This window comes from Solibacillus palustris (genome assembly GCF_022549215.1).
Classification (GTDB): Bacteria; Bacillota; Bacilli; order Bacillales_A; family Planococcaceae; genus Solibacillus; species Solibacillus daqui.
In genome coordinates this window covers 259788-272633 of sequence record NZ_JAKZFC010000003.1, presented here as the reverse complement: position 1 = coordinate 272633, position 12846 = coordinate 259788, and the positions used below count along the sequence as shown (strand labels likewise).

The 12846-nt window shown below is 38.3% G+C and carries 9 protein-coding genes, 2 pseudogenes and 1 other annotated feature; all 11 genes and pseudogenes read left to right on the top strand.

Annotated features, from left to right (window positions below; all coding sequences use genetic code 11):
- The first annotated feature begins 47 nt into the window (after window positions 1-47).
- The 11 genes and pseudogenes from polA to thrS all read left to right on the top strand — a co-directional run bounded on the left by polA (window position 48) and on the right by thrS (window position 12706).
- Entirely contained in the window at window positions 48-2675 is a 2628-nt protein-coding gene (gene polA / locus LZ480_RS10750; protein WP_241369428.1) for a DNA polymerase I, read from the top strand.
- Window positions 2676-2687: 12 nt separating this feature from the next.
- Complete coding sequence (gene mutM, locus LZ480_RS10745; protein WP_241369427.1) at window positions 2688-3560, top strand: bifunctional DNA-formamidopyrimidine glycosylase/DNA-(apurinic or apyrimidinic site) lyase; 873 nt, start codon at window positions 2688-2690, stop codon at window positions 3558-3560.
- A gap of 15 nt (window positions 3561-3575) precedes the next feature.
- The gene (coaE, locus tag LZ480_RS10740; RefSeq protein WP_332844037.1) at window positions 3576-4172 is read left to right on the top strand and encodes a dephospho-CoA kinase; all 597 of its coding nucleotides are present in this window, start codon (window positions 3576-3578) and stop codon (window positions 4170-4172) included.
- A gap of 256 nt (window positions 4173-4428) precedes the next feature.
- Window positions 4429-4640 (top strand): annotated as a pseudogene (locus LZ480_RS20150) (IS91 family transposase); the annotation flags it as partial.
- Window positions 4641-4852: 212 nt separating this feature from the next.
- Entirely contained in the window at window positions 4853-5587 is a 735-nt protein-coding gene (locus LZ480_RS10735) for a sulfite exporter TauE/SafE family protein (RefSeq protein ID WP_241369426.1), read from the top strand.
- A gap of 129 nt (window positions 5588-5716) precedes the next feature.
- Window positions 5717-6001 (top strand): annotated as a pseudogene (locus tag LZ480_RS10730) (IS91 family transposase); the annotation flags it as partial.
- Window positions 6002-6419: 418 nt separating this feature from the next.
- Window positions 6420-7439 (top strand): glyceraldehyde-3-phosphate dehydrogenase, encoded by a 1020-nt coding sequence (locus LZ480_RS10725; protein ID WP_241369424.1) that lies wholly within the window; start codon window positions 6420-6422, stop codon window positions 7437-7439.
- 196 nt (window positions 7440-7635) lie between these two features.
- On the top strand, window positions 7636-8103 hold the full coding sequence (gene nrdR, locus LZ480_RS10720) for a transcriptional regulator NrdR (protein ID WP_241369423.1): 468 nt from the start codon (window positions 7636-7638) through the stop codon (window positions 8101-8103).
- Window positions 8104-8120: 17 nt separating this feature from the next.
- Window positions 8121-9485 (top strand): replication initiation and membrane attachment family protein, encoded by a 1365-nt coding sequence (locus LZ480_RS10715; protein ID WP_241369422.1) that lies wholly within the window; start codon window positions 8121-8123, stop codon window positions 9483-9485.
- Between the two features lie 2 nt (window positions 9486-9487).
- Window positions 9488-10429, top strand: coding sequence for a primosomal protein DnaI (dnaI, locus tag LZ480_RS10710; protein WP_332844040.1), 942 nt, complete (start codon window positions 9488-9490; stop codon window positions 10427-10429).
- Window positions 10430-10501: 72 nt separating this feature from the next.
- Window positions 10502-10727: a binding site (T-box leader), on the top strand.
- 47 nt (window positions 10728-10774) lie between these two features.
- Window positions 10775-12706: a threonine--tRNA ligase gene (gene thrS / locus LZ480_RS10705; RefSeq protein ID WP_241369420.1), complete on the top strand. Its 1932-nt coding sequence runs from the start codon at window positions 10775-10777 to the stop codon at window positions 12704-12706.
- Window positions 12707-12846: the final 140 nt, after the last annotated feature.

The following is a 12846-nucleotide window of genomic DNA, read 5'->3' as shown; positions in this document are numbered from 1 at the left end:
GGAAGCAATTACGCCGAGGCGAAATTGATTTAAATGGAGGAAAACGAATGACAAAACAAAAACTACTTTTATTAGACGGCAACAGCTTAGCTTACCGCGCATTTTTTGCTCTGCCATTATTAACGAATGATAGCGGTATTCATACGAATGCGACATATGGTTTTACGACAATGTTACAAAAAATACTTGGTGAAGAAAATCCAACACAAATGTTAGTCGCTTTTGATGCGGGCAAAACGACATTCCGTCACGAATCATTTGGCGAATATAAAGGTGGTCGTCAAAAAACACCACCTGAATTATCAGAGCAATTCCCGTACATTCGCAAATTAATCGATGCTTTTAATATTAAACGCTATGAGTTAGAACTGTATGAGGCAGATGATATTATCGGGACTTTAGCAAAACAAGCTGCAGCACAGGGAACGGAAGTCATTGTTGTTTCGGGTGATAAAGACTTAACGCAATTAGCGAATGATGATGTGACAGTGTACATTACGAAAAAAGGGATTACCGATATCGAAAAATATACACCTGCACATATCGAAGAAAAATATGGCTTAACCCCAATTCAAATTATCGATATGAAGGGGTTAATGGGCGATCAATCGGATAATATCCCAGGTGTTCCAGGTGTTGGCGAAAAAACAGCAATTAAGCTACTAAAAGAACATGGCACAATCGAAAACTTATACGAAGCAATGGATTCTATGAAGGCTTCTAAAATGAAGGAAAAGCTTGTTGAAAATGAAGAACTGGCACATTTATCGAAAAAATTAGCGACGATTTATACGGAAGCACCAATCACAATTGGTTTAGAAGATTTAGCATATCAAGGTCCGAACGAAGAAGCGTTGCTGGATGTTTGGAAAGAGCTTGGCTTTAAATCTTTAATCGAAAAAAGTAATTTTGAAGTTGAAGATACAGAACAGGCACTAGTGGAATTTACTACCGTAGAGACTATTACAACAGATATGTTAAAAGACACGATGGCGTTGCATTTAGAGCTTGAAAATGAGCATTATCATAGTTGCCAAGCATTTGGAATTGCACTATCCGATGGTGAAAAAACGTATTTCACTACAATGGAAGATGTGTTCAACAATGAAGCGTTAAAATCATGGTTAGAAGATGAATCAAAGAAAAAATATATTGCCGATAGTAAAGCGGCACAAGCGATGCTACAGCGTTTAAATATTGCATTAAGAGGTGTCGAGTTTGATTTACTCCTTGCCTCATACATTTTAAAGCCGTCGATTTCAGGGGATGATGTGGCAACGTTAGCAAAGGAATTTGGCTATACAGATGTTCAGGCGAACGAAATCGTATATGGTAAAGGTGCAAAATGGGCATTACCAACAGCTGAAGCGCTAGCCGAGCATGTAAGCCGTAAAGCAGTTGCAGTTTGGAAATTGCAGCCGGTATTAGAAACGAAGCTACAACAAAACGAACAATTTGAATTATATAAAGAGCTAGAGCTGCCACTTGCACATATTTTAGGGCGAATGGAAAGCGAAGGGATTACGGTAAACGTAGATACACTTGAGCAAATGGGCGGTGAATTGAAAGCGAAACTAGATGTCATTGAGCAAACGATTTATGACCTTGCCGGTGAAACATTCAACATCAATTCACCAAAGCAATTAGGTGTTATTTTATTTGATAAGCTTGGTTTACCAGTTATTAAAAAGACAAAAACAGGTTATTCAACAGCGGCCGATGTACTGGAAAAATTACAATCTGAGCATGATATTGTAAAGCATATTTTACAGTACCGTACGTTAGCAAAATTACAGTCAACCTATATTGAAGGTTTAACAAAAGAGGTGCACTGTGACGATTCAAAAGTACACACACGCTTCCAACAAGCACTTACGGCAACAGGGCGCTTAAGTTCAACAGATCCGAACTTACAAAACATTCCGATTCGTTTGGAAGAAGGGCGAAAAATCCGCCAAGCATTCGTGCCGTCGAAAAAGGACTGGGTATTATTTGCGTCCGATTATTCTCAAATCGAATTACGTGTATTAGCCCATATGTGCGGGGACGAAGCACTCGTTGAAGCATTTAAGCAAGGAATGGATATTCACACACGTACTGCGATGGACGTGTTTGGTGTTGAAGCAGATGAAGTAACAAGCAATATGCGTCGTACAGCAAAAGCGGTAAACTTTGGTATTGTATACGGCATTAGTGATTACGGCTTATCGCAAAACTTAGATATTACACGTAAAGAAGCAGCGACGTTTATTGAAAACTATTTACAAAGCTTCCCAGGTGTAAAAAACTATATGGATTCAATTGTTGAAGATGCGAAGAAAATGGGCTATGTGACAACGATTTTAAATCGCCGTCGCTATTTACCAGACATCACAAGCTCGAACTTCAATTTACGAAGCTTTGCTGAGCGTACGGCAATGAATACACCGATTCAAGGTAGTGCAGCCGATATTATTAAAAAAGCGATGATTGATATGGATTCACGCCTACAACAGGAAGGCTTACAAGCAAAATTATTACTACAAGTGCATGATGAATTAATTTTCGAAGCACCAAAAGAAGAAATCGAAATTTTAGAGCGTATCGTACCAGAAGTAATGGAGCATGCGATTGAGCTACTTGTACCGCTTAAGGTGGATTATTCACATGGTGCTACTTGGTATGACGCGAAATAAGGAGTAAGTGTAATGCCAGAATTACCAGAAGTCGAAGGATTAGTTCGCGATTTACGGCCAATTGTTGAAGGTAAAACAATCGCAAGTGTTACACTTTCAGAAACCGTTTATGCTTCTCATGAGGCTGGGAAACAAGCAATTGTTAAAAGCTCAGCGCCTGAACAATTTGAAAGAATGTTACAAGGAATGACGATTGACCGCTTACAACGTCGCTCCAAATATATTTTCTTTCACTTAGTGAAAAATGAAGAAAGCTTTATGTTAGTCAATCATTTAGGAATGACAGGTGCATGGTTTGTCGTAAACGATGTTCTTGAAATTACTGAAGAAAAATTCCGTAAACATATTCATGCTATTTTCACATTAACGAGCGGTGAGTTACTTGTTTTTTCAGACATTCGCCGCTTTGGTGAGCTGCGCTTTATTAAAGAAATAGCTGACCATGCACCGCTCTTAAAAATGGCCCCTGAGCCGTTTGATGCGGAAGCGTGCGACTTTTTCTTAATGCAAAGTGATAAACCGCGCTTTGCAAAAAAGGCGATTAAAGAAGTTATTATGGATGGTCAGGTCATTTCGGGCTGCGGTAATATTTATGCAACAGAATCCTTATTCAAAATGAGTATTTACCCTGCAAAACCAGCAAGTGAAGTAAGCCATACACAAAAAATCGAGCTGTTTCAGGTGATTTGTGAGGTATTGCAGGAGAGCATTGACTCAGGCGGCTCAACAATTTCGGATTACCGCAGTATTAATGGTGGCGCGGGTACAATGCAGCACCGCTTGAAAATGTATGGAAAAAAAGAGTGTTTAGCATGCGGAACAACTACAGAATCAATGGTCATTGCGGGTAGAACATCAACCTATTGTCCGCAATGCCAAAAGTAAAAGGGGGAAATTGCTGTGATTATTGGATTAACAGGAAGTATTGCGAGTGGAAAAAGCACTGTCGCAAAAATGATTCAATCTTATAAATTACCAATAGTGGATGCGGATTTGATTGCACGTCAGGTAGTAGAGCCAGGCACCCCCACAATAAAAAAAATCGCGGAAGCCTTTGGAGAAGAAGTGATTGCAGTTGATGGTTCAATGGACCGTGCAAAGGTAGGGAGCATTATTTTTCATAACGGCGACATGCGTCAAACGTTAAACGGTATTATTCACCCTGCCATTCGTGAGGAAATGCTGCGCCAGCGCGATGAATTTATGTCATATGGTGAAAAAAACATTTTTATGGATATTCCATTGCTGTTTGAAAGCAAGCTCGAGCATTTTGTAGAGAAAATTATCGTTGTTTCAGTCGAGGAAGAAGTGCAATTACAGCGTTTAATGGCGCGTAACGGCTTTACAGAAGACGAGGCACGCGCGCGTATCGCTACTCAAATTCCTGTAAAAGAAAAAGAGCAGCTAGCAGATGCTGTGATTCATAATAATGGTACACTGGAAGATACAGCCATTCAGTTACAATCGATTTTATATGAGTGGAATGTGTTGAAATAACGGAATGCCCTGATTGAAGAAGTTTTTCAACAAAGTAGAAAATTTATAAATTTAGTGTGCCATGAACCTAGTGTTCATGGCATTTTACTTTTCATGGAGACGAATATTTTAAACGTATATTTTTTGATAGATATAGTCATTCGGAGTGATTTCTAAAGAAATATAGAAAAAAGGTAAGGCCGATCGCGATAAAAGAAGGAATAAAGTTTAAGAGGTGTGGAAAGATCGTCAATGGTTTCAAAGTAAGCGATGGTAGACAGTTGTCTTAAAATTGTTCAGGAAGAATTTTAATGCGCGAGAGAAAAAACAAGTGAAGTCTCGATTCCAAGCAGCCTACCAAAATAATGGGAAAAGACTTCTATGTACATGGCCTAAACAAAAGGGGAATATTGAAGAACAACTACGATATATTGGACGTTTATGCGGCGACCTGCGATAGAGTCGAATCGGATCGTAGCATATGACGGTTAAAACATGCCCCTTAATGCCAAAGTTAAGAGAGATGTTCAGCATAAGAAATAATTTCAGTTGAGGGATTCATTTCCTGATTCACCTTTTATTCGAATACTTTTAGGATGAATATTTCTTATGAGCGACGATAAAAAATATTAAATTTACTTATCAGTTATGGAAAGGTATGCTTAATTTACATTTAGTACGAATGGAAAGAAGGCTCTTTTATGGAATTTCTCCTCTTTTTTATTGTCGGGGTCGTTGGTAATGTAGTTGGAACACTAGTGGGAGGCGGAGGACTTATCAGCTTACCAACAATGCTTCTCATGGGCTTGCCCGTGCATTCAGCAATTGGAGCAAATAAAGTGTCTAATACAGTTAGTTCGTTATCTAGTTTTCTCGTTATTTTTAAACAGAAAGAAGTTACGGGTAAAGAGGCGCTGGCTGTCATCGCATTTTGCTTAGGGGGTGGGATTTTAGGTGGACTAATTGCCTCCTTTTTAAGTGGGGAAGTTCTGACGGTCATTGCAATAATATTACTTAGCTTTGCATTCGTTACATCTTTCATGGGTAACGGGAACTTTGATGGGACAGAGCCGTTACATGTGAATAAAAAAATAGGTACAGCCTTACTCGGAATTGGTATGTATGACGGGATGTTTGGACCTGGGAGCAGCACGCTTGCAATGTATTTGTATGCTAGCCAAAAAATAGCGTATATCCGAGCGGTGGGTTTAGCTAGAATTGGTGTTTTCGCAAGTTGCTTTGGGGCATCCATTACGTATATCTCAACAGGTAAAATCATTTGGTCACTTACCATTGCATTGATGATTGGGGCAATTGTAGGTGCCCAGTTAGGATTACGTTTGGCGAGGAAGTTAAAATCAAAACATATTAAACCGCTCCTAAGGGTAGTGACCGTGCTACTGATCGTACAAATAATGGTGGATTATTTGAAATAATTAGGACTAGGATATTTAAAAAATAAGAAAGTAAATAAATTGTAACACCCACAATCTCCGGATTGTGGGTGTTACAATTTGTGGATCAAAATAACTAAAACGAATCTTCTTTGATTAGAATTCAACAATCAAAAGAAAGTAAAAGTCACACCAGGAATTTTCTTGGTATAACACAGTTGGCTCAAGAGTAACTTAAATCAACAGATACATATGCTTGAAACTATGGCTGGCATGACAAAAAAGGTGGATGGATGTGATTTTTCACCATTTATGATATTAAGAAATCAATGGCAAGCGGTCGTATTGAAGTTATTTCGAAAAGGCATTACAGAACAGAAAAAGAAACGAATTCAACCAAGATTACAAAAGGCTTTTTCGCAAAATAGGAAAGACTTCTATGTACATGCCCCAAAATAAAACGATTTGCCATCATGTTATGAAAAATAGTATGGATAAATGAATCGTAACATGATTACATTCTGATTTTTATTAAGGTCAAGCTTATAATAACAAAAAAAACTAGGGAATTATAATGTTGCAAATGGCGAAAAATATAGTAAAACAATTACGATGAATGATGCGAAGGTTATTGAAATAACACCAATATAAAAATAAGGAGAGGATGGGGAAATATTCATTTTAAAAACTACGATTGCACGAAAATATGTACATCGAAATATTCAGGAACAGGAATGATGCGGAGGTATTATTATCAGAATATAACAACTTTATGAATGTGCGTAAAATGTGTTCACCTTTTTGAAATATGTGTTATACTAATCAACGAATAAAGAAAACGAATGAAATGTACTTTTAGGAGGATTTAAAAAATATGACAGTTTCTATTGCAATTAATGGTTTCGGCCGTATTGGTCGTATGGTGTTCCGCCAAGCAATGATGCGCGGTGACGTAAATATTGTAGCGGTAAACGCGAGCTACCCATCTGAAACGTTAGCACATTTAATTAAGTATGACACAAATCACGGCGTATTCCCAGGTACTGTCGAAGCAATCGAAGGTGCTTTAATCGTAAACGGCAAACGCGTTGAATTAGTAAGCGAACGCGATCCATTAAAATTACCATGGGCTGAAATGGGCGTAGATATCGTAATTGAAGCAACTGGTAAATTTAATGACCGTGCGAAAGCAGCAATGCATTTAGAAGCTGGTGCGAAAAAAGTTATTTTAACTGCTCCAGGTAAAAATGAAGATATTACAGTAGTATTAGGTGTAAATGACGACAAATTAGATTTATCTAAACATGAAGTTATTTCAAATGCATCTTGTACAACAAACTGTTTAGCTCCAGTAGTGAAAGTATTAAACGATGAGTTTGGTATCGTAAACGGTTTAATGACGACAGTTCACGCTTACACAAATGATCAAAACAACATTGACAACCCGCATAAAGACTTACGTCGTGCGCGTAACTGTGCTTCGTCAATTATCCCAACTTCAACTGGTGCAGCAAAAGCTTTACGCTTAGTGTTACCAGAATTAGATGGCAAAATTCACGGCATGGCATTACGTGTACCAACACCAAACGTTTCGTTAGTGGACTTAGTTGTTGATTTAGATCGTGATGTAACAGTAGAAGAAGTAAATGCTGCATTTAAAGCGGCTGCTGACGGCAAAATGAACGGTATTTTAAACTTCAACTTAGAGCCATTAGTATCTTCAGATTACAACACTACAACATTCTCATCTACTGTTGATGGTTTATCAACAATCGTTTTAGGTGACCGTAAAGTAAAAGTAATCGCTTGGTACGACAACGAGTGGGGTTACTCAGCTCGCGTAGTAGACTTAGCAACGAAAATTGCAAACGAATTAGCAGTAGTAAACGCTTAATTTGTAAACTTCTAAGCTTTTTGTAGAACGACTTGTTTCTACAAAAAGCTTTTTTTGATTGTTTATATTCTATGAACACTATATAATTTTAAAGCATTCATTTTGAATACAATATAGACGCGTAGGAATCACTATTTCCATTGCGTGCTTTTTGATATAATAAAGATATTAATTAAACGACTTAGGAGAAAAAACTATGAGATGTCCAGCTTGTCAATACAACGGCACACGTGTTGTTGATTCAAGACCTGTTGATGATAATAAAGAAATTCGTAGACGTCGTGAATGCGAATCATGCAGTTTTCGTTTTACGACATTCGAAAAAATAGAAGAAACACCATTAATTGTTGTGAAAAAAGAAGGCTCACGCGAAGAATTTAGCCGTGAAAAAGTATTGCGTGGTTTAATTCGCGCATGCGAAAAGCGTCCTGTTTCATTAGAGCAGCTAGAAGATCTCGTACTTGGAATCGAAAAAGAGCTTCGCCATTTAGGGAATGCTGAAGTCCGCTCTGAAGATGTGGGAGAAATGGTAATGGACCGCCTATCAAAAGTCGATGAAGTTGCCTACGTTCGCTTTGCATCCGTTTACCGCCAATTCAAAGACATTACGGTATTTATCGATGAACTAAAAGAAATTATGACTCGTCAATCGAATGCGAAATAATAAAGGGAGGGACGAAAATGGTTCACTTCAAAGAATTACAGCCTACGGATCATTTTGAAATTACGCTCCCTCACGCACTTTCATCAAATGAACGTCAATTATTAACATTATTTTATCAGCCGTTAATTGGGCCCCCACCTATTAGTTTGTATTTAACGTTGTGGGCAGAAGCAGAAAGCCATAGTGTGCAGGTGATGAACCATTATTATTTAATGCAAGTGTTATCACTACCACTTAAGCAAGTATTTGAAGCGCGTGTAGCGCTAGAAGCAATCGGTCTCCTTCGTACATGGCGTAAAGACGTCGCGGATGGTCGCCATTTTCTCTATGAATTAGTGCGCCCACTTGATGCGGCAAGTTTTTTTAAAGATCCGCTTTTATCGATGTTTTTATTTAGTAAGATCGGAGAAGGGGCTTATCGTAAACTACGTCAGCGCTTTTTAACAATGCCAAATAAGGCCCAATTTGAAGAGGTGACGCGCACATTTACTGATGTGTATCGCCCGATCAGTCAAAGTTTACCTATGGACGATTTAGAGATAAATCAAACGACAAGTGGGGCTTATCCATTTTACTATGAGCAATTTGATTTTAAATTATTACAGGCGGGCCTATCGGAGCAATTAATTCCAAGTGCCGCATTAACGCTTGAGGCACGAGATACAATTGCTAAACTTGCATTTTTATACAATTTATCACCGCTTCATATGCAAAAAGTGGTCATCACCGCATTAGATGAGCACAATAAGTTGACGACAGATCGTTTAAAACGAGCAGCAGCAGATTTTTATAAACTGACAGTGTCAACAGATGCGCCAGTGTTAACGAAAGCTTTTGAAAAACAAACGGAAGTAGCTATTGATGAAAATTTATCAAAAGAGCAAGAACTACTGCAATATTTAGAAACAACGGCACCAGTTCAAGTTTTACGTGATATAAACAACGGCAAAGAACCGATCCCCTCTTCGATACAGCTTGCTGAAGATTTAGTCGTGAAATATGGAATGTCCGTTGGGGTTGTAAACGTTTTATTAGAATACGTTATGCTATCAACAGACATGAAGTTACCTAAAGCTTACGTTGAAAAAATTGCGGACCACTGGAATCGCAAACAGTTAAAAACGGCGAAAGAAGCGATGGAATTAGCACGACAAGAGCGTGATAAGTATTCGCAGTGGAAACAAGAAAGTACGCAACCAAAGCAAACGCAAACGAAAAAGCCAGCCTATAATAATCGAAAAGGTGGCCGTGACGAGCAAGTACCAGATTGGTTCTATAAGCGTAATGAGGAACCATCTCAAGATAAGCAACAAGACGGAGCAATCGATTTTGAAACAGAGCGCTTAAAAATATTACAAAAGCTTGATAGGGCAGGTGAATAGCAATCGAACCAATTAATAATCAATTAAATGAAATCAAAAAGCGTATGCCCTCATTTGAAGAACGTTTTGAAGCGATCCGTCGTGAAACGATTGAACACCCAAAAGTTCAAGAATTTTTGCGCGAACATGAACAGCAAGTAACGAAGGAAATGGTTGAAATTAGTTTACCAAAGCTTTTAGAGTACACCGGGCAATCCTTAACATGCTGCGGCTGTGGTAATACGAATCAATGTACAAATTTACTAAAAGGTTATATTCCGAAGTTATTCATTACGCGCAATGTTATTGATATTACGTATGTTTCATGCGAGCAAAAGCTACGTGAAGATGAGCGCCGTGAAGTAGCTAATATGATTTCAAGTATGCATATGCCAAAAGATGTGTTAAAGGCGACATTAAAAGATTTAGCTATCGACAATCATTCGCGTTTAACGATTGCTGATCAAGCAGCAGAGTTTGTCGCAACATATAAACGTACAGGAGAGCTACCGAAAAAAGGCTTTTACTTATATGGCAAATTTGGTGTTGGTAAATCCTTTGTTCTCGGTGCAATTGCCAATGAGCTTGCAACATTAAAAGTGAAAACTGTTGTCGTATTCGTACCAGAATTTTTACGTGAAATGAAAAATGCCATTGGCGATAATTCATTAAATGAGAAAATCGATTATGTCAAAAAAGCACCAGTACTCATGTTAGATGATATTGGAGCAGAAACGATGTCAGCATGGACACGTGATGAAATCCTAGGAACGATTATGCATTACCGCATGAGTGAAGAGCTACCAACATTCATTACATCAAATTTTGATTATAGCGGGTTAGAACATCATTTGGCACAATCGCAGCGCGGTGATATTGAGGTCGTTAAAGCAGCACGTTTAATGGAACGCATTAAAGCTGTCACAATTCCAGTGCAAATGGATGGCACAAATCGAAGAATTTAAATAGTGAAATATTTTCTTCTTCATAGTTGCATTTCCTTAAAAACGAGCGTATACTTTTAACGTAATTAAACAATAAATGCATTGAAAAGGACAACAAGTTTAACGAACTAGCTTTAAGAGAGGGAAGTCATTGGCTGCAAACTTCCTAGCAAAGTGTTTTACTTTACTACCTTGGAGCAGTGATGGGGCAAATCCGTCAACGTTTCTCAGTACGTTAACTGACCGAGAGCTTCTTATTCGTAATATGCGAAGAAGGAAGAAGGGTGGCACCACGAGCAAATACAGCATCGTCCCTTTACGAGGGATGGTGCTTTTTATTTTGCCAAAAATAAGGAGGACAACATTATGTCAGAAATGATTAAATTAACTTTCCCAGATGGCGCAGTAAAGGAATTTGCAAAAGGCACATCTACATTAGACGTTGCAGGTTCAATTAGCCCTGGTCTAAAAAAATCTACATTAGCAGGTAAAATCAATGGCGCGTTAGTCGATGCAAAAACAGGGATCGAACAAGATGGTGCGATTGAAATTATTACGAACAAATCACCAGAGGCATTAGAAATTTTACGTCACTCGACAGCTCACTTGACTGCACAAGCAGTAAAACGTTTATTCCCAGACGTAAAATTAGGTATTGGTCCAGTAATCGATTCAGGTTTCTACTATGACATTGATTCACCAACACCAATTACAGCAGAAGATTTACCAGCAATCGAAAAAGAAATGAAAAAAATCATTGCAGAAAACATCGAAATCGAGCGCAAATTAGTAACTCGTGACGAAGCACATACGATTTACACTGAAGTTGACGACGAGTACAAATTAGAATTACTTGATGCAATCCCATCAGATGAGCAAGTATCTATTTACTACCAAGGCGATTTCTTCGATCTTTGCCGTGGTGTACACGTACCATCTACAGGGAAATTAAAAGAGTTCAAATTATTATCTCTTGCAGGTGCTTACTGGCGCGGTAACTCAGATAACAAAATGTTACAACGTATTTACGGTACTGCATTCTTCACAAAAGATGAATTAAAGCATCATTTACAAATGCTTGAAGAAGCAAAAGAGCGTGATCACCGTAAAATCGGTAAAGAATTAGACCTTTTCATGACGTCTCAAACTGTAGGTCAAGGTTTACCATTATGGTTACCAAACGGTGCAACAATCCGTCGTACAATTGAGCGTTATATCGTAGACAAAGAATTATCTTTAGGCTACAAGCATGTTTACACTCCAGTACTTGGTTCGAAAAAATTATACGAAACTTCAGGTCACTGGGAGCACTATCAAGATGGCATGTTCCCTCCAATGGAAATGGACAACGAAACATTAGTTTTACGTCCAATGAACTGCCCTCACCACATGATGGTATTCAAAAACGGTTTACACTCGTACCGTCACTTACCAATTCGTATTGCGGAACTTGGTACAATGCACCGTTATGAAATGTCAGGTGCGGTATCAGGCTTACAGCGTGTACGCGGGATGACATTAAACGATGCACATATTTTCGTACGTCCAGACCAAATTAAAGCAGAATTCAAAAAAGTAGTGGAATTAATTTTAGAAGTTTACAAAGACTTTGATTTAAAGGACTTCTCATTCCGTCTTTCTTACCGCGACCCGAACAATACAGAGAAATATTTCGATGACGATCAAATGTGGGAAACTGCACAGGCGATGTTAAAAGAAGCGATGGACGAATTAGGCTATGACTACTTCATCGCAGAAGACGAAGCAGCATTCTACGGTCCAAAATTAGACGTTCAAGTAAAAACTGCAATTGGTAAAGAAGAAACATTATCGACTGCACAGCTTGACTTCTTATTACCACAGCGTTTCGATCTTTCATACATCGGGGAAGATGGTCAACCACAACGCCCAGTCGTTATTCACCGTGGTGTTGTATCAACAATGGAACGTTTCGTAGCATTCTTAATCGAAGAATACAAAGGTGCATTCCCAACATGGTTAGCACCAGTTCAAGCAACAATCATTCCGGTTTCTAATGCAGTACACTATGATTACGCACGCGAAGTCCAAGAAAATTTACAAGCAGCTGGCGTACGTGTAGAAATGGACGACCGTGAAGAAAAATTAGGCTACAAAATCCGTGAATCTCAAATGAAAAAAATCCCTTACATGTTAGTGTTAGGGGATAAGGAAGTGGAAGAAGGGGCAGTTAACATTCGTCGTTACGGCTCAAAAGATTCTGAAACAGTATCATTTGAAGGATTCTTAGCAAACATTAAAGCTGAAATTACAAAATAATTTATCTCACCCTCTTTACTCAATGCTGACATTGAAAAAAGGGGGTGTTTTTGTATTTTGAAAGTATAATTATTCCAAAATAAAGAAATCTTACCAAGTTGTTTCATACAACATGGTAAGATTTTTCGTTACTATCAATA